Origin of the sequence: Micromonospora sp. R77, from assembly GCF_022747945.1 — a bacterium.
In the GTDB taxonomy this organism is placed as follows: Bacteria; Actinomycetota; Actinomycetes; order Mycobacteriales; family Micromonosporaceae; genus Micromonospora.
Window position 1 is genome coordinate 6,479,296 of the sequence record NZ_JALDST010000001.1, and the last position, 21,779, is coordinate 6,501,074.

At 72.9% G+C, this 21,779-nt stretch carries 24 protein-coding genes, 1 pseudogene and 1 riboswitch; of the genes and pseudogenes, 20 read left to right on the forward strand and 5 right to left on the reverse strand.

The features are described from left to right. Positions 1 to 51: 51 nt before the first annotated feature. Positions 52 to 258, forward strand: coding sequence for a hypothetical protein (locus tag MRQ36_RS30030; protein ID WP_242800103.1), 207 nt, complete (start codon positions 52 to 54; stop codon positions 256 to 258). Here the strand turns inward: MRQ36_RS30030 and MRQ36_RS30035 are convergent. From MRQ36_RS30035 to MRQ36_RS30045, 3 genes are read right to left on the reverse strand one after another with little or no spacing between them, the layout of a single operon-like run. Further along, on the reverse strand, positions 255 to 731 hold the full coding sequence (locus MRQ36_RS30035; RefSeq protein ID WP_242800104.1) for a hypothetical protein: 477 nt from the start codon (positions 729 to 731) through the stop codon (positions 255 to 257). The two genes, MRQ36_RS30030 and MRQ36_RS30035, sit on opposite strands and share 4 nt — an antisense overlap. Further along, positions 728 to 937, reverse strand: coding sequence for a phosphatidylethanolamine-binding protein (locus MRQ36_RS30040; RefSeq protein WP_242800105.1), 210 nt, complete (start codon positions 935 to 937; stop codon positions 728 to 730). The genes MRQ36_RS30035 and MRQ36_RS30040 overlap by 4 nt, the downstream gene beginning before the upstream one ends. 37 nt (positions 938 to 974) lie before the next feature. Beyond that, the gene (locus tag MRQ36_RS30045) at positions 975 to 1,853 is read right to left on the reverse strand and encodes a universal stress protein (protein ID WP_242800106.1); all 879 of its coding nucleotides are present in this window, start codon (positions 1,851 to 1,853) and stop codon (positions 975 to 977) included. A gap of 130 nt (positions 1,854 to 1,983) precedes the next feature. Between MRQ36_RS30045 and MRQ36_RS30050 the strand changes: the two genes are divergently transcribed. From MRQ36_RS30050 to MRQ36_RS30120, 15 genes are all read left to right on the forward strand, one after another. Next, a complete protein-coding gene (locus tag MRQ36_RS30050; RefSeq protein WP_242800107.1) occupies positions 1,984 to 2,730 on the forward strand; it encodes an SAM-dependent methyltransferase in 747 nt (248 codons plus the stop codon). A gap of 330 nt (positions 2,731 to 3,060) precedes the next feature. Beyond that, a complete protein-coding gene (locus MRQ36_RS30055; RefSeq protein WP_242800108.1) occupies positions 3,061 to 4,248 on the forward strand; it encodes a PP2C family protein-serine/threonine phosphatase in 1,188 nt (395 codons plus the stop codon). A 47-nt stretch (positions 4,249 to 4,295) separates the two neighbouring features. Then, entirely contained in the window at positions 4,296 to 4,766 is a 471-nt protein-coding gene (locus tag MRQ36_RS30060) for a MarR family transcriptional regulator (RefSeq protein ID WP_242800109.1), read from the forward strand. A 304-nt stretch (positions 4,767 to 5,070) separates the two neighbouring features. Continuing rightward, the gene (locus tag MRQ36_RS30065; RefSeq protein WP_242800110.1) at positions 5,071 to 5,712 is read left to right on the forward strand and encodes a CDP-alcohol phosphatidyltransferase family protein; all 642 of its coding nucleotides are present in this window, start codon (positions 5,071 to 5,073) and stop codon (positions 5,710 to 5,712) included. Continuing rightward, the gene (locus tag MRQ36_RS30070) at positions 5,709 to 6,653 is read left to right on the forward strand and encodes a DUF881 domain-containing protein (protein WP_242800111.1); all 945 of its coding nucleotides are present in this window, start codon (positions 5,709 to 5,711) and stop codon (positions 6,651 to 6,653) included. Before MRQ36_RS30065 ends, MRQ36_RS30070 begins: the two co-directional genes overlap by 4 nt. After that, positions 6,650 to 6,982 carry a small basic family protein gene (locus MRQ36_RS30075; RefSeq protein WP_200214437.1) on the forward strand — a complete coding sequence of 111 codons (333 nt, stop codon included), beginning with the start codon at positions 6,650 to 6,652 and terminating at the stop codon, positions 6,980 to 6,982. The genes MRQ36_RS30070 and MRQ36_RS30075 overlap by 4 nt, the downstream gene beginning before the upstream one ends. A 10-nt stretch (positions 6,983 to 6,992) precedes the next feature. Continuing rightward, entirely contained in the window at positions 6,993 to 7,958 is a 966-nt protein-coding gene (locus MRQ36_RS30080; protein WP_242800112.1) for a DUF881 domain-containing protein, read from the forward strand. 56 nt (positions 7,959 to 8,014) lie between these two features. After that, a complete protein-coding gene (gene gcvH, locus MRQ36_RS30085) occupies positions 8,015 to 8,395 on the forward strand; it encodes a glycine cleavage system protein GcvH (protein WP_242801455.1) in 381 nt (126 codons plus the stop codon). A gap of 216 nt (positions 8,396 to 8,611) precedes the next feature. Beyond that, entirely contained in the window at positions 8,612 to 9,064 is a 453-nt protein-coding gene (locus MRQ36_RS30090; RefSeq protein ID WP_007071101.1) for an FHA domain-containing protein, read from the forward strand. 50 nt (positions 9,065 to 9,114) lie between these two features. Continuing rightward, complete coding sequence (locus MRQ36_RS30095) at positions 9,115 to 9,816, forward strand: MerR family transcriptional regulator (RefSeq protein WP_242800113.1); 702 nt, start codon at positions 9,115 to 9,117, stop codon at positions 9,814 to 9,816. 209 nt (positions 9,817 to 10,025) lie between these two features. Further along, positions 10,026 to 10,490: a bifunctional nuclease family protein gene (locus MRQ36_RS30100; protein WP_073833177.1), complete on the forward strand. Its 465-nt coding sequence runs from the start codon at positions 10,026 to 10,028 to the stop codon at positions 10,488 to 10,490. A gap of 188 nt (positions 10,491 to 10,678) precedes the next feature. After that, entirely contained in the window at positions 10,679 to 11,269 is a 591-nt protein-coding gene (locus tag MRQ36_RS30105; RefSeq protein WP_242800114.1) for a MerR family transcriptional regulator, read from the forward strand. 484 nt (positions 11,270 to 11,753) lie between these two features. Continuing rightward, entirely contained in the window at positions 11,754 to 12,152 is a 399-nt protein-coding gene (locus MRQ36_RS30110) for a group 1 truncated hemoglobin (protein WP_242800115.1), read from the forward strand. Between the two features lie 2 nt (positions 12,153 to 12,154). Beyond that, positions 12,155 to 13,333 carry a globin domain-containing protein gene (locus tag MRQ36_RS30115; RefSeq protein ID WP_242800116.1) on the forward strand — a complete coding sequence of 393 codons (1,179 nt, stop codon included), beginning with the start codon at positions 12,155 to 12,157 and terminating at the stop codon, positions 13,331 to 13,333. Next, positions 13,330 to 14,022 carry a DivIVA domain-containing protein gene (locus tag MRQ36_RS30120; RefSeq protein WP_242800117.1) on the forward strand — a complete coding sequence of 231 codons (693 nt, stop codon included), beginning with the start codon at positions 13,330 to 13,332 and terminating at the stop codon, positions 14,020 to 14,022. The genes MRQ36_RS30115 and MRQ36_RS30120 overlap by 4 nt, the downstream gene beginning before the upstream one ends. A 46-nt stretch (positions 14,023 to 14,068) precedes the next feature. Here the strand turns inward: MRQ36_RS30120 and MRQ36_RS30125 are convergent, their stop codons facing one another. Next, positions 14,069 to 14,722, reverse strand: a complete 654-nt coding sequence (locus MRQ36_RS30125; protein ID WP_242800118.1) for an NAD(P)H-binding protein — start codon at positions 14,720 to 14,722, stop codon at positions 14,069 to 14,071. Between the two features lie 210 nt (positions 14,723 to 14,932). Between MRQ36_RS30125 and MRQ36_RS30130 the strand changes: the two genes are divergently transcribed. Together MRQ36_RS30130 and gcvP are read left to right on the forward strand one after the other, a co-directional pair. Next, a complete protein-coding gene (locus tag MRQ36_RS30130) occupies positions 14,933 to 15,808 on the forward strand; it encodes an NAD-dependent protein deacetylase (protein WP_242800119.1) in 876 nt (291 codons plus the stop codon). Between the two features lie 297 nt (positions 15,809 to 16,105). After that, positions 16,106 to 16,204: riboswitch (glycine riboswitch) on the forward strand. 71 nt (positions 16,205 to 16,275) lie between these two features. Continuing rightward, entirely contained in the window at positions 16,276 to 19,098 is a 2,823-nt protein-coding gene (gene gcvP / locus MRQ36_RS30135) for an aminomethyl-transferring glycine dehydrogenase (RefSeq protein WP_242800120.1), read from the forward strand. Positions 19,099 to 19,212: 114 nt separating this feature from the next. Here the strand turns inward: gcvP and MRQ36_RS30140 are convergent, their stop codons facing one another. After that, positions 19,213 to 19,413, reverse strand: coding sequence for a DUF5999 family protein (locus MRQ36_RS30140; RefSeq protein WP_242801458.1), 201 nt, complete (start codon positions 19,411 to 19,413; stop codon positions 19,213 to 19,215). 168 nt (positions 19,414 to 19,581) lie between these two features. On the opposite strand from MRQ36_RS30140, the pseudogene MRQ36_RS30145 reads away from it, so the two are divergent. Beyond that, positions 19,582 to 20,731, forward strand: a pseudogene (locus tag MRQ36_RS30145) (chorismate-binding protein). Between the two features lie 66 nt (positions 20,732 to 20,797). Beyond that, entirely contained in the window at positions 20,798 to 21,775 is a 978-nt protein-coding gene (locus tag MRQ36_RS30150) for a helix-turn-helix domain-containing protein (protein WP_242800121.1), read from the forward strand. Positions 21,776 to 21,779: the final 4 nt, after the last annotated feature.

Consider the following 21,779-nt stretch of genomic DNA (forward strand, 5'->3'; position numbering starts at 1 on the left):
GCCGGGGCGTGCGCGGCCGACGTCGCGTGCGCCCACCGGAGGGAGAGACCAGTGGTCAATCCGCAGCAGGAGGAGTTCCGGCGCAACAACAAGGGCGCCACCAGCCAGGACAGCAAGGGGCCCCAGCCGGCGGGATTCCCGCGCAACCGGGGCACCTCGAGGGGCGACGAGGGTCGCCCGGTCCCCAGGGGACAGGTGTCGCCGTACGGCCCGGCCGGTGAGCCGGTGGCCGACGACGAGAGCGGCCACCGGGGCTAGCCGCCCCGGCGGGCGGGCGGTCGCAGCCGGTTCCAGGTGGCTGCGGCCGCCATCCCGTACGCCAGGTGCGGCACGATGTCGGCCACCCAGCCGGCCCGCCCCCAGCGTCGGGGGTCGGTCACGCCCAGCGCCGTCATCGACCCGTCCGACACGGCCATCACTCCACCGCCGAGCAGCCCCACCGCCACCGGCACCGGCAGCCGCCGACGCGCGGCGAGCAGTCCGAACGCGGCACCGGCGGCGATGCCCATCCCGTACCCGAGCAGCGGCCCGAGGCCCGAGCGGCGGTTGGCCGCCCGGTCCTCGGGCCCGAGGTCGACGTGCGCCGCCCCGGCCAGCCGCCGGGCGGTCTCCTCCGGTGTGCTGCTGGCGGGGCGTGCCCGGACCGTCATGTCCAGGTAGCTGACCACGTTCAGCGCGGCGCTGCCCACCGCGCCGGCGATCGCGCCGTCGACCAGCTCCGTGCGGCTCACTTCGGGTCGCCCGGCTCGCGCTCGCCCTTCGGGCCGTACGTCCGTTCGCCCCGCACCACGCCGCGCTGTCCCCGGTCGTCCTGCAGGATCCGGTTGGCGACCTGGTTGGCCTCCTGGTCCGCCGCGCGTCCGGACTGCTCGATCACGTCGCGCAGTCGGGCCCGCTCCTTGTCGTACGCGTTGCTCCCCGGCCGTGGTCCTGGCATCGCCGCCTCCTCCGGTCGCTGTCGGTGTCCGCGTCGTCTACCCGCCCCCGTCGGCGCCAACCGTGCGGACCACCGCTACCGGGGAGTCGGCGTGGTGCAGCACGCCCTGGCTGACCGAGCCCAGCAGCAGGCCGCTCAGCTCCTGCCGGCCCTGACTGCCGACCACCACGAGCTGCGCGGTCCGGGACGCCTCGGTGAGCACCGCGACGGGCCGGCCGTGCCGGACCTCCCGGGTGACCGGCACCTGCGGATGGCGGTCGGCCAGCCCGGCCAGGGACTCGGTGAGCAACCGGTCCTCCTCGCCGCGCAGTTGGCCCTCCTCGTAGACCAGGGGCTGCATGTCGCCGGGGCCGGCGGAGACGGGGTGGGTGTAGGCGTGCACCGCGTGCAGCCGGGTGCCGCGCAGCGCCGCCTCCTCGGCGGCGAACTCCACCGCCGCGCGGGACAGCGCCGAGCCGTCCACGCCGACCACGACCGGCCCGGCCGTCCGTTCGGCGCCGCGCGCCACCAGCACCGGGCAGTCCGCGTACGCGGCCACCTGGATCGCCACCGACCCGATCACCAGCGCGGCGAACCCGCCCAGACCCCGGTCACCGAGCACGACCATGGACGCGGTGGGGGTCTCGCCGAGCAGCGCCGCGGCGGCCTCCCCGTCGATGATCTCCCCGGTGACCCGCAGTCCCGGTGCGGCCGCCTCCGCCTCGGCGACGGCTGCGGCGACCACCTCCTGCGCCTGGTGCCGCAGCCCGGTGTCGACGGGGCCGCCCACCGGCACCCGCAGCAGCGGCCAGATGAACCCGTGCACGACCCGCAGCGGCCGGTTGCGCCGCGCGGCCTCACCCGCCGCCAGGCGCACGGCCCGCCGGGCCGGTTCGGAGCCGTCCACGCCGACCACCACCGCCGCGCCGTTGCTCACTGCCCGCACCTCCTGGCCGTCGGACGTCCGCGGCCAGTATCGCGGCCGGTGGAGTGTCAGCGGGCCGATACCGCGGGAGCCGGGCCGTGGATACGCTGTCGGCCGTCGCCCGAGCGAGGGAGAGCCGTCGATGTCCGAGCCCGACCGGCCGAGCACCGCCCGCATGATCGACTTCTGGCTCGGCGGGGAGCACCACTTCCCGGTTGACGTGGCCGCCGCCCGGGCCTTCGAGCAGGCGTACGGGCCGTGTGCGGCGATCTTCCGGTCCCTGCGGGACTTCCTGGGCCGGGCGGTCCGGGCGATCACCGACGCCGGGGTGGACGGGTTCCTCGTCTTCGGCGCGGGCGTGCCCACCCGGGGCAACGTGCACGAGGTGGCCCCGGAGGCGACGGTGCTCTACACCGACGTCGACCCGGTGGCGATCCGCCTCGGCCAGCGCATCCTGGCCGGCAGCGACCGCGTCGGGTACGGCTTCGGCGACGCCACCGACATCGGCACCATCGACCCGGCGCAGCTGCACCGCTACGTGCCGGGGTGGGGGAGGCGGCCGGTCGGGGTGGTCTTCCTCGGGCTGGCCGCGTTCCTGGACGACGACACCCTGGCCCGTACCCTCGACGAGCTCTACGCCGCAGCCGCGCCCGGCAGCTTCCTCGCGGTGGACTTCGACGGCGAGGAGCTGGCGGCGTACCCCGAGGCCCTGGCGATGATGGGGCCGTCGTTCCGGATGCGCCCAGCGGCGGCGTTCGGGCCGCTGCTGGGCCGCTGGACCCCCACCGCCGACGGGGTGGTGCCGGTGGCGCGGTGGCGGCCGTCCGGCACCCCGGACCCGGTGCCCGACGCCTTCTACGGCGCGCTGGCCACCCGGGCCGCGGACTGAGTCTCCGTCCTCCCGCCGGCCGTGCCCACGGTGCGGACCGAGCGTCCGTCTTCCCGCCGACCGTGCCCGTGGTGCGGACCGAGCGTCCGTCTTCCCGCCGACCGTGCCCGTGGTGCGGACCGAGCGTCCGTCGCCCCCCGGTCGTGGCGGTGCTGCGTGCCGTGCCGCTGACGCCGGGGCCGGTGCTCGCCCGCCGGTGCCGCTCCGCGCCTGTGCGGATGGCTGAGCCGCCGCGCCCGGTCCGGAAGGGCCGAGCCGGGCGTCCGCACGGTCCGCCGCCGTCCGTATGATGCTTGCTCCCAAGCAATAATCGCCTCGGAGGATGCACCCATGCCGGAAGCGCCCGGAGAGGTGTCGCGTGCCCTGCGCGCGGCCCCGCCCGACCAGTTGGCGGAGGCCGCCGACCGGGCGATCCGCGCGGCGCTGGACGCGTCCCGTACCGAGGTGTTCATCGCCGACTACCGGTTCAGCGGGCTCTGGCCGGTGCTGGAACCGGAACCGACGGACGCCGGCCTCCCCGCCCGTCACGACGTGATCCGGCGCTGTTTCAGCAGCCAGCAGCCGGTGCTCGACGAGGCGGAGGGCGGCCGGTGCCGGATCTGTCTGCCGCTGTCCATCTGGGGTGAGCGGCTGGGGGTGCTGCTGATCGAGGTCGGCGCGCATCCGGCGACCGCGACGGTCGAGCTGGCCCGGGAGATGGCCGGCGACCTGGCCCTGGCGCTGCGCGCCGCCGACCGGGAGACCGACCGTTACCGCCGGGCGCGGCGCCGGGAGCGGTTGAGCATGGCCGCGGAGATGCAGTGGGACCTGCTGCCGGGGCGCAGCGTCACGCACGGCGCCTTCCTGCTGGCCGGGCAGCTCGAACCGGCGTACACGGTCGGTGGGGACCACTTCGACTGGTCCGTCGACGGGGACCGGCTCACCGTGACCGTGCTCAACGGTGCCGGCTCCGGTCTGTCCGCCTCGCTGCTCACCGCGGTCACCGTCAACGCGCTGCGCAACGCCCGGCGTTCCGGCGGCAGTCTGGTCGAGCAGGCCGAGCTGGCCTCGGACACGATCTTCTACCAGCACCGGGGGAGCCGGCACGTGGCCACGCTCCTGATGGAGCTGGACACCCGGCGCGGGATCGTCCGTGCGGTGGACGCCGGCTCGCCGCACGTGCTGCGCCTGCGCGGCGGCACGGTGAACCGGATCGACCTGGAGCAGCAGCTGCCGCTGGGCATGTTCGCCGAGACCCGCTACGACGTGCAGGAGTTCACGGTGGAGCCGGGGGACCGGCTCTTCGTGGTCAGCGACGGCGTGTACGCCGCGGAGCCCGACGGCCAGGAGCCCTACGGGGAACGGGCCATGGCGCGGGCGATGCGGTCCACTCGGTTGCAGCCGGCGACCGAGGCAGTTGGTACGGTGATGCGCGAACTGCACGCCTACCACGGCGACGCGGATCTCCGCGACGACGCGGTCGTCGTCTGCCTGGACTGGCGCGGTTTCGGCCGGCCGGACGACGGGCCCGGGCAGTAGCCGTACCGGTGGGCGGGCACGAGCGGGACGAGCTCAGGGGAGATCGGGTGGAACGACCTCCGAATCTTGCCGCGGCCATCGAAGCGGCTGCCGAGGCGTTGATCGGTGTCCTCGATTCGGCTGCCTCCCGGCACAACGTCAGCGTCTCGCCCACCCAGCTGCGGGTGCTGTCGCTGATCATGAGCCATCCGGACGCCAACGTGAACCGGCTGGCCGAGCTGCTGGACGTCGTACCCTCCTCGGCCAGCCGGCTCTGCGACCGGCTCGAGGCGGTCGGTCTGGTGCGGCGGGTCGCGGACCCGCGCGACCGGCGTGAGGTGCGGCTGATCCCCACCGCGGCGGCGGAGACCCTGCTGCGGGAGCTGAAGGAGCGCCGTCACCAGGCGGTCCAGGCGGTGCTGGACCGGATGCCGTCCCGCACCCAGCACGAGCTGCTGCTCGCCCTGGCCGCGTTCGGCCAGGCGGCCGCCCTGGCCGCCGGTCCCGTCGACGCCGACTCCGCTGCCCGCACGGCCTGAGCGCACCGTACGACGGTTCCCGTCTCGCACCAGTATCCTAGGATGCCTTAGGCGTGATGTGCGGGAGCACACACCGGCACGAGCATCGGACGGGAAAAGCAGGAGGCGGGAAGGGCGCGACGAGCCCGATATAGTGGCAGCGCAACTCGCCGGCCGATGATCGACAGCGATCGTGGGCCGCATCGGGGGAGGTCCCAGCCCGGGATCGCAAGGGCGCCGGCGCCGACCGGCCGGTAACGCGCACGTCCCTCACGGGCGACCGAGGTCGGTCGCGCGCCGGACCGTGCCGCGAAGGGAGGGTTCGGTGTCGCGTCGGCCGGCTCGGACAGCGCGTCCAGAGGCCACCGGCGGTACGACGGCGGTGGGGGACCGCGTCCTCACCCTGCCGAACATGATCAGCTTCGTTCGGCTGGTCGGCGTGCCGCTGTTCCTCTATCTCTTTCTGGTGGTGCGTGCCGACGTGGCCGCGATCGTGGTGCTGGCCATCGGCGGCACCAGCGACTGGGTGGACGGCTGGATCGCCCGCCGGCTGCATCAGGTCAGCCGCCTCGGTGAGCTGCTCGACCCGCTCGCCGACCGGCTCTACATCCTCGCCACGCTGCTCGCGTTCACCGCGCGGGAGGTGGTGCCGTGGCAGTTCACCGCGGCGCTGCTGGCCCGCGAGCTGCTGCTGCTCGGCTCGTTGGGGGTGCTGCGCCGGTACGGCTACGGCCCACCGCCGGTGCACTACGTCGGCAAGACGGCGACGTTCCTGTTGCTGGCGGCCTTCCCGCTGCTGCTGCTCGCCGCGGCGTCGCCGGCGGTGGCCACGGCTTCGGCCGCGATCGGTTGGGGGCTGGCCTGGTGGGGTCTGGTGCTCTACTGGGTGGCCGGGGCGATGTACGTGGTGCAGGCCGGCCGCCTGGTCCGGGCGATGCGGGACCGGTCCCGGGGAGCGACGGCATGAGCGCGGCACCGCGGGACGGCCGCGACCCCTCGGCCCGGGTGTACGCCCCGGACTTCCTCACCGAACTGTTCCGCAATCCCCTCGATCCGGGTTACGCGGATGCGGCGGCCCGGCGCCGGCAGGTGCCGCCGTCGCCCTGGCGGCGGTGGGCGGCGCGGCCGGTCAGCGTGGTGGTGGTCGCGGTGATCGGGTTCCTGTTCGCGGTGGCGTACCGGGAGACGATGGCCGAGGAGCCGAGCCGGGCGCAGGCGCGGGCCGGACTGATCGCGGAGATCAAGCAGCGTGAGGCGGAGACGGACCGGTTGACCGCGCGGGCGGACCAGTTGCGCGAGGAGGTGGGCCGGCAGCGGGACGCGGCGCTGAGCGGTTCGCAGGCGTTCCGGTTGCGGAACCTGGAGGCCGGGACCGGATTGGGTCGGGTCCGGGGTGACGGTGTGGTGGTGCGGCTCGGGGACGCGGCGGAGGACAAGGACGTGGTGACGGGTGCCGGTGCCGGTCCGCCGCAGGTGCTGTACTCCGATCTGCAGAAGGTGGCGAACGCGTTGTGGGCGTCGGGGGCGGAGGCGGTGGCGATCAACGGCCAGCGGCTGACCGCGACGTCGACGATCCGTTCGGCGGGGCAGGCGATCCTGGTGGACTTCCGTCCGGTGACGAGCCCGTACGAGGTGACGGCGATCGGTCCGGGGTCGATGCGGGAACGCTTCGACGACAGTCGGGCGGCGGCGTTGATGCGGGAGGTGGCCCGGGCCACGGGTCTGTCGTTCGGGGTGAAGGAGGCGAAGGGCCTCACCCTGCCGGCCGCTCCGCAGCCACGGCTACGCTACGCCGAGCCCTCGGTGAGTCCGAGCCCGTCGCCGTCGGGTTCGGCGGTTCGGGGTTCGTCCAGTCCCGGGCCGTCCGGCTCGGGTACGTCTCTGCGCCCCTCCGGAGGTGTCCGATGATCGCGGTGCTGGCGTTGATCGCCGGTGTGGTTCTCGGGATCTACCTGGATCCGACCGTGCCCGCGGCGTTGCAGCCGTACCTGCCGATCGCCGTGGTGGCCGCGCTGGACGCGGTTTTCGGCGGGGTCCGGGCGAAGCTCGACCGGATCTTCGACGACAAGCAGTTCGTGGTGTCGTTCATCTCGAACGTGCTGGTGGCGGGGTTGATCGTCTATCTGGGTGACCAGTTGGGCGTGGGTGGTCAGTTGTCCACGGGTGTGGTGGTCGTGCTCGGGGTGCGGATCTTCGGCAACGTGGCGGCGATCCGTCGTCACCTGTTCCGGGCGTAGGTTTGTGGCGATGAGCGACGAGCAGAGCGGGACGGGGTGGCCGGCTGGTGAGCCGGTCCGGCCGTCGGGTCCGGCTGGTGAGCCGGATCCGCGTCCGGAGGCGCCGGACGCGGACGAGGTGAGTCCGCTGGCGCCGGTGGAGCCGGTCGAGCGGGAGGACGCGGCGCCGGTGGAGCCGCCGGCCGACGCGGGGCCGGCCGGTGCGTCGGCCGTCTCGGACGAGGCCGGTCCGGTGGTGCCGGAGGCCGGTCCGGTGGCTGCCGCCCCGGCGGTGGCGGGGCGCCGGTGGACGTCGGCGGGGGCGATGATCGCGGTGCTGCTGGCGTTGCTGGGGTTCACGCTGGTGGTGCAGTTGAAGACGACCTCGGCGGATCCGACGTTGTCGGCGACGCGGGAGGAGGACCTGGTCCGGATCTCGTCGGACCTGGACTCTCGGGAGCGGCGGCTGCGGCAGGACATCGAGTCGTTGGAGGAGAGCCAGCGGCAGTTGCGTTCGGGTGAGCAGGGTCGGCAGGCGGCGTTGGACGAGGCGACGCGGCGGGCGGACCAGTTGGGCATCCTGGCGGGGACGTTGCCGGCGGTGGGTCCGGGGTTGACGGTGCGGTTCGAGGGTCCGGCGAAGGCGGTGTCGTCGACGCGGGTGCTGGACGCGGTGCAGGAGTTGCGGGGCGCGGGCGCGGAGGCGATGCAGATCGCGGGGGCGGATTCGGCGGCGGTGCGGATCATCGCGTCGACGTATTTCGTGGACGGGGAGAACGGGTCGTTGGTGGTGGACGGGCGGCGGTTGACCGGCCCGTACACGATCACGGTGATCGGGGATCCGGAGACCATGCGGACCGCGTTGTACATTCCCGGCGGGGTGGTCGCACTGGTGGAGGAGGGCGGCGGTAACGTGATCGTCGACGATCGTGAGGCTGTGGAGGTTTCGCAGCTGCACGCGCCGATCAAGCTGGATCACGCCCGGCCGGTTTCCTGACGGGTCGCGGCCGCGCCGGTTTCCTCCGGTGCATCGATGGATGAAGGATGCTGCTGGTGATTCCTGAGGATCTGCGGTACACCGCCGAGCACGAGTGGGTGGCGGCTGTCGACGGTGGGGCCGTGCGGGTGGGTATCACGCACTTCGCGCAGGACGCCCTGGGTGACATCGTGTTCGTCCAGTTGCCCGATGAGGGCGCGGTGGTGGCGGCGGGTGAGCCGTTGGGTGAGATCGAGTCGACGAAGAGCGTGTCGGAGATCTACGCGCCGGTGGGCGGTACGGTGACGGCGCGCAACGAGGCGCTCGGTGACGCCCCTGAGGCGATCAACACGGATCCGTACGGTGCGGGGTGGTTGTTGGAGATCACTCCGGAGGATCCGGCGGCGGTGGATGGTTTGTTGTCCGCTGAGGCGTACCGGGAGCTCACTCAGAGCTGAGTGTCGTGCCGGGCGGCGGGGGTTGTCTCCGCGCGTCCGGTTGCCCTGCATTTCGGCGCTGGCTAGGCTCGCCCAGTCGACCGAGAACCCAATAGTTGAGCGTTTGTGGAATGCGCCTTCCCGGGCACGGGGAGCCAGCCGCCGGGTGTGTGTCTGCCCGGCGGCCAGACCCTCCATTACCCTGACGCCGACCGAACAGATCCGTGAGGTGGTCCCATGACGCGCCCAGACGACGAGTTCCCCCCACTCGACGTCACTTCGACGCTCAATCTCGGTTCGCTCGACGAAGTGCTGGAGGGTCCGGACACCGATGTGGTGCCGAGCCGGATGTCCGGTTCGTTGCCGCCGGGAATGGCGCTGCTGGTGGTTCGCCGGGGTCCGAATGCGGGTGCCCGGTTCTTGTTGGACCACGATGTGACGACGAGTGGCCGGCATCCGGACAGTGACATTTTCCTGGACGACGTGACGGTGTCGCGGCGGCACGCGGAGTTCCACCGGGACGGTGGCACGTTCACGGTGCGGGACGTGGGCAGCCTGAACGGTACGTACGTGAACCGGGAGCGGGTCGAGGCGGCCACGTTGAGCAATGGTGACGAGGTGCAGATCGGTAAGTTCCGGGTGGTGTTCATCGCCGGTCCGCGCCCGGAGGAGGAGGCCGGCCGGGGGTGAACGAGCCTGCGGCTTCGACGCCGCCCGGGGCGGCCGGGTCCCACCCGCTGATGAGTATCGGTGAGGTGTTGGGTCAGTTGCGGGTGGAGTTCCCGGACGTCACCATCTCGAAGTTGCGGTTCCTGGAGACCGAGGGTCTGGTGGAGCCGCAGCGGACGCCGGCGGGTTATCGGAAGTACAGCTGGGACGATGTGGCGCGGTTGCGGTTCGTGTTGGCCGCGCAGCGGGACCAGTATCTGCCGTTGCGGGTGATCCGGGCGCAGTTGGCGGAGTGGGACGCGTCGGGTGCGGCGCCGGGTCGGCAGCGGCCGGCGTTGGTGGCGGTGGGTCCTGACGGTGCGGTGCCGGGTCGGGGTGATCAGGAGCCGGTCGAGTCGTCCGAGGTGCGGTTGGGTCGGTTGGATCTGATCGCGCGTAGTGGTGTGGACGAGTCGACGTTGGGTGAGTTGGAGCGGCTCGGTGTGTTGGTGTCGGATCCGCCGGGGTGGTACGACGCGGATGCGTTGATCATCGCGCAGGCGGTGGCGGGGTTGGCGGCGTACGGGTTGGAGCCGCGGCACCTGCGGGGTTACCGGACGGCGGCGGATCGGGAGGTCGGTCTGTTCGCGCAGTTGGTGGCGCCGTTGGTGCGGCAGAGTGATCCGGCGGCGCGGGCTCGGGCGGCGGAGACGGCGCGGGAGTTGGTGGCGTTGTCGCAGCAGTTGCATGCCGCGTTGGTGCGGGTGGGGTTGCGGTCGACGTTGGGTCGGTGACGGTGGGGCCGGGTGTCCGTGGGGATGCCCGGCCCTTCGTTGTGGGGTGTGCGGAAAGATCTGCTCCGGGGTGCGTGTCGTAGGCTTGCGGGGGTAACCCCTTTCTGGTGTGGCGTGGTGCACGTAGCGCGCGGGATTCTCGTGTCGTGGTCCGTGTACCGTGCAGGGAAGGGCGCGGTGCGTAGGCGACGACGACACGGAGGCGGCCGGTGCGCGAGCTGAGCGTGGTCGGAGTTCGGGTGGAGCTGCCCAGCAACCAGCCGATCGTCCTGCTGCGGGAGGTCGAGGGGGACCGCTATCTGCCGATCTGGATCGGCGCGGTCGAGGCGACGGCGATCGCTTACGAGCAGCAGGGGGTCAAGCCGGCCCGGCCGTTGACGCATGATCTTCTGCGGGATGTGCTGGCGGCGTTGCAGGCGCCGTTGCGGGCGGTGGAGATCACCGAGTTGAAGGAGAACGTCTTCTACGCCGATCTGTTGATCGGGGACGGTGTGCGGGTGTCCGCGCGGCCGAGCGATTCCATTGCGTTGGCGTTGCGGGTCGGTGCTCCGATTCGTTGTGCTGAGCAGGTCCTCAGTGAGGCGGGGATCGTGATTCCTGATGAGCAGGAGGACGAGGTGGAGAAGTTCCGGGAGTTCCTGGAGCAGGTGCGTCCGGAGGACTTCGCGGGCTGAGCCCGGGTGTCGGACCGTCGTCACTGTGGGTGGCGGCCCTGTGGCGTTGATGATCTTTCGTCTGGTGGCGCGGCGTGTCGCGTCGGTTCCTGCGTGGTAACTGTTCGGGGCGGCGTTAGGGTTGGCCGTGTCGAGGGGTGCACGTCGGTGGAACGATGTGTCACCGCACGGGCGGGGAGGTTGTCCGGATGCATGAGCCGCATGATCCCGAGCCGGGTACGGAGCAGCAGCGGGCGGGTGTCGACGATGACGGGTCGGTGGGCTACCGGGGTGTGACGGCGTGTCACGCGGTGGGCATCAGTTACCGGCAGTTGGATTACTGGGCGCGGACGACGCTGGTGGTGCCGAGTGTGCGGGACGCGTCGGGTTCGGGGACGTCCCGGTTGTATTCGTTCCGCGACTTGGTGGTGTTGAAGGTCGTGAAGCGGTTGTTGGATGCGGGGGTGTCCCTGCAGAACATCCGTAGGGCGATCGAGGCGTTGCGGTCGCGTGGGGTGGAGGACCTGGCGGGGATCACGTTGATCTCGGACGGGACGACGGTGTACGAGTGCCGTTCCCCGGAGGAGGTGGTGGACCTGTTGCAGGGTGGTCAGGGTGTGTTCGGCATCGCGATCGGTGGTGCGTTCAAGGAGATCCAGGGTTCGTTGTCGCATCTGCCGGCGGAGTCGGTGTCGGGTGCCGGGTCGGAGCCGGTGGGGTCGGCGCCGGAGGCGCCGGAGTCGGTGGAGTCGGTGGGTGACGAGTTGGCGGCGCGGCGGGCGCGGCGTCGGGCGGGCTGAGTCTGGGTGGTGGGCGTCGACACGCCCGGTTGTTGTGGATCGCGTCGTGGCTGAGGCCCGGCGCGATCTGTCGTTGGTGACCGGTTGTGGTCCGATGTGGAGTGCGGTCGGGGTGGGGTGAGTCCGGCGGATGGGACCGGTGTGGAGGTTCGGGCCGAATCGGGTGTCGTCGGTGGTGGTGGCGGCGATGGCCGGGCGGGCGCGGGGCGGGTGGGGGACGGTGGCGGGGGTGGGTGTCACGCGTGTGGCGGTCGGCCGTTGACACGGTGGGTGACGGGCCGGCGCGCTGCGGGTGACCGCGAGGGTCACTTTCCGTGGTGGATGGTTGTCGGGATTCCGATAGGGGGGCCGTGACCGGGGCGGCGCGGCACGCTATGGTCCGACACGGTCGCTGTCGCGTGGATTGTCACAGCACCCCGGGTGACCCACGCCGGCTGCCCGCCGCGGCGCGTGCCGCGGTGACCCCTCACCGGAAGGAACAACTGTGACGGTCACGCAAGACACCGCTCCCGTCTCCCACTACGAGCGCATCGGTGGCGCCGCCTCGGTGAAGGCGGCGGTCGAGGTGTTCTACGACAAGGTGCTGGCGGATCCGGAGCTGGCCGGCTACTTCACGGACGTGAACATGGCCGAGCAGCGTCGGCACCTGGCGTTGATGATGACGGTGGTGCTGGGCGGGCCGGACGAGTACGCGGGGCGGGGTCTGGCGGAGGCGCACCAGCCGCTGCGGATTCCGGTGGAGCACTACGTCATGGTGGGTGGGCACCTGACGGCGACGCTGGCGGAGCTGGGTGTGCCGGCGGATGTCATCGACCATGTCCGGGTGGTGCTGGGGCAGGTGCAGGACCAGGTGGTGGCCTCCGGGACCGGGTCGGGCGCCTGACCGTGGACGCGGCACGGCTCAAGCAGAGCTGGTCCCTGGTCGCCGCGCACGGCGACCAGGTGCCGCTCTACTTCTATTCGACGTTGTTCCTGGCTCATCCGGAGACCCGGCAGATGTTCCCGACGAACATGGCGGGGCAGCGGGACCGGCTGGTCGGCGCGTTGGGGCACATCGTGTCCCACGTGGACCAGGTGGACCGGTTGACGGGTTTCCTGAAGGACCTGGGCGCCGATCACCGCAAGTTCGCGGTGCGGGCGGAGCACTACCCGGCGGTCGGTGAGGCGCTGCTGGCGACGTTGCAGCATTTCCTGGGCGAGGCGTGGACGGATGAGCTGGCGCAGGACTGGGCGGCGGCGTACGGGCTGATCGCGCAGGTGATGACGGAGGCGGCGCAGGCGGCGGAGGCGGTGAATCCGCCGTGGTGGGTGGCGGAGATCGTCGGGCATGAGCGGCGGGCGTTCGACGTGGCGGTGCTGACGGTGCGTCCGCAGTACCTGTTGCCGTTCACGCCGGGTCAGTCGATCGGGGTGTCGCATCCGGCGGTGCGGGCGTGGCGGTACTACTCGCCGGCGAACGCGCCGCGGGCGGACGGCACGATCGAGTTACACGTGCGGGCGGCGCCGGGGGGTGCGGTGTCGTCGCGGCTGGTGTACGGGTCTGCGGTGGGGGATCAGATCAGCTTGTCGGCGCCGGTGGGGGACCGGTTGACGTTGTGGTCGGCGGGGTCGGCGGATCTGCTGCTGCTGGCCGGCGGCACCGGTTGGGCGCCGGTGAAGGCGTTGGTGGAGCAGGTCGCGGCGGAGGGCGCGCGACGCAAGGTGGATCTGTACGTGGGGGCGCGGTCGCGCAGCGAGTTCTATGACACGGAGTCGATCGACAAGTTGGCGTCGTCGTCGCCGTGGTTGTCGGTGACGTACGTGGTGGGGGCGGATCTCCGGCGGCCGGGTGAGTTCACGCATCCGGTGGACCGGGCGCTGGCCGACGGGGACTGGCGGTCGCGGCACGTGTACGTGTGTGGTTCGGACGAGATGGTGGGGCATTCCCTGTCGGCGTTGTCGCAGGCTGGTTACCACGTGGGTCAGGTGCACCACGAGGGGCTGGGGAAGCACTGGTACGGGCCGGCGTGGCGCACCGCGGTGCAGCGGGCGGCGGCGGCCGACGATTCCGGAGGTGTGCGGTGAGCGCGACGCCGATCAGCAGGTACGACGGGATGCAGGTGTCCGGCGGTGTGCAGGTGCGAATGACCGCGGACCGGGTGCGTCGGTGGGAGTTCGGTGGCACGTCGTTCACGCGTCGTGGGTACGACCCGAACGACGTGGACCGGTTCCGGGTGCAGGTGGCCGACGAGTTGGACCTGTTGTCGGCGCAGATCTCGCACCTGCGGGCGGAGAACGAGCGGTTGACCGACCGGGTGGAGTTGCACCGGCACGGGGTCATTCCGTCGGCGGGGTCGGCGTCGGGTCTGCCGGCGGCGAAGGAGGTGAATCTGTTGTCGGCGGCGCAGCGGGAGGCCGAGCAGATCATCGCGCAGGCCCACGACTACGCCCGGCGGGTCGCCGAGTACGCCCGGGTGCAGTACGAGAGCTACATGCGGGCGGCGGAGGAGGAGGCGAAGCTGGAGGCCGAGCGGGCGGTGCAGGAGTACCGCAGCAGCGCGGGCGCCGGTTTCGACGAGTCGGTGGCGACGCGGGAGGCGCTGCGGATCTTCGGCGAGATGATGATCTCGCACATGCGGGCGGCGGCCCGGCACCTCGACGACGGCAGTGAGCAGTTGGCGCGGACGATGGACCGGATCGCGTCGGAGGTCACCGGCGCGGCGGTCGGTGGTGGGGGTCCGCAGGTGGCGTTGGCCCGGCACCAGCAGCGGTGAGCGGTGAGGGGTGGCCGGTCCGTCGGGGCCGGTCACCCCTCACCGGTCAGTGCAGGGCGGTGATCGCGTCGGCGATGGGGGTTTCCCCGCCGACGAGTTCCAGGGTCAGTCCGGCCGTGGCGGGGTCGTAGAGGAGCGCGAGGAGCACCCGGGCCACGTCGGCGCGGGTGACCGCGCCCGGGGTGACGTGGCGGGCGAGTTCCACCCGTCCGACGGGTTCGTCGTCGGTGAGCCGGCCGGGGCGCAGCACGGTGACGTCGAGGTCCCGGCCGGTGATCTCGTCCTCGGCGGCTTTCTTCGCCCGCAGGTACGCCGCCCACACCTCGTCGGTGCCGGCGGCGGGTGGGGTGTCGACGCCCATGGAGGAGACCAGCAGGTAGCGGCGTACACCGGCGGTCTGGGCGGCGTCGGCGAGCAGCACCGCGGCGGCCCGGTCGACGGTGTCCTTGCGGTCGGCGCCGCTGCCGGGTCCGGCGCCGGCGGCGAAGACGACCGCGTCGGCGTCGGTGAGGTGCCCGGCGAGGGTGTGGACGTCGGTGTGTTCCAGGTCGACCACGACCGGCTCGGCGCCGGCGGCGCGCAGGGCCGCCGCGTGGTCGGGGTTGCGGATGAGGCCGACGGCGGTGTCGCCGCGTCCGGCGAGTTCCCGCTCCAGCAGTTTCGCGATCTTGCCGTGGCCTCCGGCGATGACGACTCGCATGGGCCCAACCTAACCGTCGGGCGTCCGCCGCGCCGCCGACCGCGCTTTCCCGCACCCCGGTCAGGGGTGCGCGGCGGCTTCCCGCCCGGTGTCGCACCGTCGGCCGCGACGCGGGGTGACCGCGCTGGCGCGGCGTCACGGCCCGGGTGAGCGGCGTCACGGGTACGGCGGACGGTCGCCGATCGGGTCGCGGCGAGGCAGCATGGACGGGTGACGGACACCTTCGACGCGTTGACCGACCTGGTGGCCCCGGGTGGCGTGGTGGTGCTCAGCGGGGCCGGGTTGTCCACCGAGTCGGGGATCCCGGACTACCGGGGCCCCAGTGGCGTCGCCCGCCGGCACACCCCGATGACGTTCCAGGCGTTCACCCGCGACGCGGACGCCCGGCGCCGCTACTGGGCGCGCAGCCACCTGGGGTGGCGCATGATCGCCCGGGCGGCCCCGAACGACGGGCACCGGGCGGTGGCCCGGCTCGAGACCGCGGGACTGGTCACCGGGGTGATCACGCAGAACGTCGACGGTCTGCACCAGGCGGCGGGCAGCGGCGCGGTGGTCGAGTTGCACGGCCGGCTCGACGAGGTGGTCTGCCTGGACTGCGGGAACCTGACCTCCCGGGAGGAGCTGGACCGGCGGCTGCGGGAGGCCAACCCGGGTTTCGACGCCGACGTCGCCGCGGTGAACCCGGACGGTGACGTGGAGCTGCCCGACGCGGCGGTGGCCGGGTTCCGCACGGTGGACTGCGCGTTCTGCGGCACGGGCATGCTGAAACCGGACGTGGTGTTCTTCGGTGAGACGGTGCCGGCGGCGCGGGTGGCGGACTGTTTCGCGCTGGTGGAGCAGGCGCGGGCGCTGCTGGTGCTGGGGTCGTCGTTGACGGTGATGTCGGGTCGCCGGTTCGTCATCCGGGCGGCGAAACTCGGCATTCCGGTCGGGATCGTGAACCAGGGGCCGACCCGTGGCGACGGGTACGCGGCCGTGACGGTGGACCGACCGTTGGGTGCGGTACTGCCCGACCTCGCCGACCGGGTGACGGGCCTGGCACCGATCCGGCCGGTGGCGGCGGGTGTTCCGGCCGGTCGCGGTTAGCGTGCCCTCGCTGGGAGGATCTGTTGGCTGTGGCCCTGCGGCTTGGTGGAGGTCTGCAGCGTGTGGCGGGGGCCGAGGTCGGGAAGAACGAGGCGCGCCTACGGGCGTCGAGGTGGTTGTACTCGCGAAGCGCGGTCAGCTGCTGAGCCCAGGACCCTCGAGAGGTACCCATGGCGAGCTGACCGCACGGGTGCGTCCAACCGGACTGCGTCCTGCGGGATTCCCCGTTGCCGCCGAGCGCGCCGGGGGACGACATCCGGCGGAGACCGGGGCGCTGGTAGCGTTGACCATGCCGGTACCACCCACGTGGGAGAGACCGCCCGACAGTGACGGGGCGGCGCCGAAGGGGCAGCTTCCTCCCCGGAACCTCTCAGGCAGAAGGACCACGTGGGCAGGCACTGTGGAGCGCCTCCGGGCGTGACTCAGGGGGAGGCCGACTTGTCGACCTCGCCCGCAGGAGCGCCCCCATGACCACAGCGCAGTTCGCCGACCGGCACATCGGCCCCGACCCGGACGACGAGCGTCGGATGCTCGAGGCCGTCGGCTACAGCTCGGTCGACGAGCTGATGGACGCGGCGATCCCCGAGGTGATCCGCTGGCACGGCACCCTCGATCTGCCCGCCCCGGCCAGCGAGCACGACGCCATCGCGGAGCTGCGCGCCCTGGCGGCCCGCAACACGGTCGCCGTGTCGATGATCGGCCTGGGCTACCACGGCACCTACACCCCGGCGGTGATCCGCCGCAACGTGCTGGAGAACCCCGCCTGGTACACCGCGTACACGCCGTACCAGCCGGAGATCAGCCAGGGCCGGCTGGAGGCGCTGCTGAACTTCCAGACCATGGTGACCGACCTGACGGGGCTGGCCACCGCGAACGCGTCGATGCTCGACGAGGGCACCGCCGCGGCCGAGGCGATGACCCTCGCCCGCCGCGCCGGCAGGAGCAAGAGCCCGGTGTACGTCGTCGACGCGGACACGCTGCCGCAGACCATCGCGGTGATCACCAGCCGGGCGGAGCCGCTCGGCATCGACGTGCGGGTTCTCGACGTGGAGCGCGACGAGCTGCCGGCCGAGTTCTTCGGCCTGCACCTGCAGTACCCGGGCGCGTCGGGGGCGGTGCGGGACCACGCGGCGCTGGTCGAGGCGGCGCACGCGGCGGGGGCGCTGGTCACCGTCGCGGCGGACCTGCTGGCGTTGACGCTGCTGCGTCCGCCCGGCGAGATCGGCGCCGACATCGCCGCCGGCACCACCCAGCGGTTCGGCGTACCGATGGGGTTCGGTGGGCCGCACGCCGGTTACCTGGCGGTGCGGTCGGGCCTGGAGCGGATGCTGCCGGGCCGGCTGGTGGGGGTGTCGAAGGACGCGGCCGGTGACCCGGCGTACCGGCTGGCGTTGCAGACCCGGGAGCAGCACATCCGGCGGGAGAAGGCGACCAGCAACATCTGCACCGCGCAGGTGCTCCTGGCGGTGATGGCCGGCATGTACGCCGTCTACCACGGGCCGGACGGGCTGCGCGGCATCGCCCGGCGTACCCATGGCATGGCGGCGCGGCTCGCGGCCGGGCTGCGCGCCGGGGGCGTGCAGGTCGCGGACGTGGCGTTCTTCGACACCGTGACCGCGGTCGTGCCGGGTCGGGCCGCCGACGTGGTGGCCGCCGCCGCGGCGCGGAACGTGAACCTGCGGCTGGTCGACGCGGACCGGGTCGGGGTGTCCTGCGACGAGACCACCACGGTGGCGCACCTGCGGTCGGTGTGGGCGGCGTTCGGGGTCGACGGCGTCGACGGTGACGTGGACGCGGCGCTGCCGGTCGAGTTCCACCGCACGTCGGACTTCCTCACCCACCCGGTGTTCCGCACCCACCACTCGGAGACGGCGATGCTGCGTTACCTGCGGCGGCTGTCGGACTTCGACTACGCCTTGGACCGGGGCATGATCCCGCTCGGGTCGTGCACCATGAAGCTCAACGCGACGACGGAGATGGAGCCGGTCAGCTGGCCGGAGTTCGCGCACCTGCACCCGTTCGCGCCGGCGGCGCAGACCGCCGGGTACCGGGAGCTGATCGCCCAGCTGGAGGGGTGGCTGGCGGAGGTGACCGGCTACGACGCGGTCAGCGTGCAGCCGAACGCCGGTTCGCAGGGTGAGCTGGCCGGGCTGCTGGCCATCCGCGCGTACCACAAGGGGCGGGGTGAGGGGCACCGGGACGTGTGCCTGATCCCGTCGTCGGCGCACGGCACGAACGCGGCGTCGGCGGTGATGGCGGGCATGCGGGTCGTGGTGGTGGCGTGCGACGCCGACGGCAACGTCGACCTGGTCGACCTCGACGCGAAGATCGACAAGCATCGGGACGCGCTCGCGGCGATCATGGTGACGTACCCGTCGACGCACGGGGTGTACGAGACGGGCATCGCGTCGCTGTGCGCGAAGGTCCACGACGCCGGCGGCCAGGTGTACGTCGACGGGGCGAACCTGAACGCCCTGGTCGGGTTCGCGAAGCCGGGGAAGTTCGGGGCGGACGTGTCGCACCTGAACCTGCACAAGACGTTCTGCATCCCGCACGGGGGTGGCGGGCCGGGGGTGGGTCCGGTGGCGGTGCGGGCGCACCTGGCGCCGTACCTGCCGGGGGATCCCCTGGCGGCGCACGCCGACGAGCGGCCGGCGATCTCCGCGGCGAACCACGGGTCGGCGGGGATCCTGCCGATCCCGTGGGCGTACCTGCGGATGATGGGGGCGCCGGGGCTGGTCCGGGCGACCGGGGTGGCGGTCCTCGCGGCGAACTACGTGGCGGTGCGGCTGCGCGGGCACTTCCCGGTGCTGTACGCCGGCAACAAGGGCCTGGTGGCGCACGAGTGCATCCTCGACCTGCGGCCGTTGACGAAGGCGACCGGGGTGAGCGTGGACGACGTGGCGAAGCGGCTGATCGACTACGGCTTCCACGCGCCGACGATGTCGTTCCCGGTGGCCGGCACGCTGATGGTGGAGCCGACCGAGAGTGAGGACCTGGCCGAGCTGGACCGGTTCTGCGACGCGATGATCGCGATCCGGGCGGAGATCGACAAGGTGGGCTCCGGTGAGTGGCCGGCCGGGGACAACCCCCTGGCGAACGCCCCGCACACGGCGGCGATGGTGGTGGCCGACGAGTGGCCGCACCCGTACCCGCGGTCGGTGGGCGCCTACCCGGGCGGCACGGACCGGGCGGGGAAGTACTGGCCGCCGGTGCGGCGCATCGACGGCGCGTACGGTGACCGGAACCTGGTGTGCTCGTGTCCGGCGCCGGAGGCGTTCGAGAGCTGAGGCGTCATGCCGGGGCGGTCGTGTGCCGCCCCGGCCGGTCGTCGACCTGGGGAGGGTGGTCCCCGCCGGGGGGACTAGCCTGGGTCGACGTGCCGGGCACGCTGCGTGATCGCGTCAGGCGACCAGGGCGTGTCGGGCGGGGCCGCGGTGCGGGGCGATGGTGCTGCCGTCGGGGAGGAGTTCACCGGTGTCCTCGAAGATGATGACACCGTTGCAGAGCAGGCTCCAGCCCTGCTCACGGAAGCAGGCGATGACGCGGGCGGCTTCGCGGTCGGTCGCCTCGGCGGAGGGGCAGGTGGGTTGGTGCTGGCACATCGGGTTCTCCGGACTGTGGGGGCACTGTGTCATGGTTCACATGACCAGTGACGCACAGTACCAAGCGGAACCGCGCGGTATCGAGCAGGCATCGGTCATGTTCACCGGAAATCCACTGAACGGATGAGGGAGAATGGGCCACACGGCGTGGAAGCGCTCCCACGCCGGATGGCGGTGATGCCCGCCGCGCCGGCGCGCTGCCGCGGCCGGCTCGTCGAACGCGCCCGGCTGCAGTGGTGGACCACCGACGGCGGCGACCCCGCCGCCCTCGCCCAGGAATTCCTGCTCACGCACGGTGTCGACGTGACCGACCTGGGCCGCCCGGGCCGGCACGACCCCGACGGCGTCTGCGGCGCGGCCCTCTACGTCTCCGCCGCCGCCGGGGCCCTGGCCGCCGGCGCACCGCCCGGCGCCGCCAGCCCGGTGCCCGCGCTGCCCGACCTGGTGGTCGTCGTCCACGGCCACGCCGACGCGGCCACCGCCCCGCAGCCGGCCGGTCGTGATCCCGGCTGGTGGCTGGGGGACTGGCGGGACAGCTGGACCCCCGACGGCACGCCGAGGCCGTCGAGGCGGTCCGCGCCGCGATCGGCCGCGGCGACGTCTACCAGGTCAACGTCGTCGGGCACGCCGCCGCCGCGTACCGGGGCGACCCCGCCCGGCCCTCGCGCGCCTCGGCGCCCTGCCCGGGGCCCGCTACGGCGGCACCCTCACCGGAGCCGGCTGGGCGATCGGCTGCGCCTCCCCGGAGACCCTCGTCGAGGTCACCGACGGCCGCCTGGTCACCCGGCCGATCAAGGGCACCCGCCCGGCGACCCCCGCCGGGCGGCGCGAGCTGCTCGCCTCCACCAAGGAACGCGCCGAACACGTCATGATCGTCGACCTGGAACGCAACGACCTGGCCCGCGTCGCCCGCACCGGAACGGTGCGGGTGGACGAGCTGTTCGCCGTACGCCGGTGGTGCGACCTGTGGCAGGCGGAGTCGACGGTGTCCGCGGCGGCCGGGGACGGTCTGGGCCTGGCCGATCTGCTGCGGGCGGTCTGCCCCGGCGGGTCGGTCACCGGTGCGCCGAAGCGCGCCGCGCTGCACGAGATCGCGACCCTGGAACCGGTCGGGCGGGGCGCCGGCATGGGCGCGCTCGGTTGGGTCGCGCCCGGCCGGGTCGACCTGGGCCTGACCATCCGCACCGCCGCGGCCGACACGCAGCGACTGCACGTGTGGGCCGGCGGCGGCATCACCTGGGACAGCGACCCGGACGCCGAGGTCGCCGAGGCCGCCGCCAAGGCCGCCCCGCTGCGCGCGCTGCTCGCCGCCGGCTGACCGCGCCGACCCCACCGTCACCTGCCACAATGGATTGATCATGACGGGGGTGGAGGCGAGACGGGGATGCTGCCGAATCAGGTCGTCGACACCGCGCCGCTGCCGGCGGCGGACCGGTTCGAGTTCTGGCACGCGCTGGTCGCGCAGGAGACCGCGGCCGCGCACATCAGCAGTCCCCACCTGCACGACTTCCGCGCCCACGCCCGGGTCGTCGACCTGGGCCGGATCACCCTGACCGCGCTGCGCTACCCCTCGCTGGACACCGTCCGGCCGCCCACCCTGGTCCGCCGGTACGAGGCGGACGTCTACCAGTTGGCGCTGCCCGAGGCCGGGCGCAGCGAGCTGGTCCAGGACCGGCAGGAGGTGCAGCTGAGCCGCCCGTCGGAGTTCACTTTCCTGGACGCCTCCCGCGCGCACGTGGCCAGCCACCGGTCGACCGGGCCCGAGCCGTTGGACAACGTCACGGTGCAGATCCCGCACCACGAGCTGCCCCTGCCGCCGGACCGGGTCCGCCAACTGCTCGCCGCGCGGCTGCGCGCCGACGAGGGGATGGGCGCGCTGCTGGCCCAGCACGTGCGCCGCATCGCCCAGCACCCCGAACAGTTCGCCCCCACCGACGCGCCGCTGCTGGCGCGGGTGACGCTGGACCTGGTGTCGGCGACCCTCGCGCAGCACCTCGACCGCACCGGCGACCTGCCGGTCGAGGTACGCCAGAACGCCCTGCGCGCCCGCGTCGACGCGTTCATCGACCGGCACCTCGGCGACCCGGCGCTCACCCCCGCGGCGGTGGCCGCCGCGCACCACCTGTCGCTGCGCTCCCTGCACCGGCTCTTCGCCGACGGCGAACTGACCGTGGCCGCCACCATCCGGTCCCGCCGGCTGGAGCGCTGCCGCCGCGACCTGGCCGACCCGCTGCTGGCCGGGCAGCCGGTGCAGGCCGTCGCCGCCCGCTGGGGCTTCGCCGACAAGGCGCACTTCAGCCGGGCGTTCCGCGCCGCGTACGGGTGCTCGCCGCGCGCCTGGCGCGACGCGGCACGGCGGTGAGGCG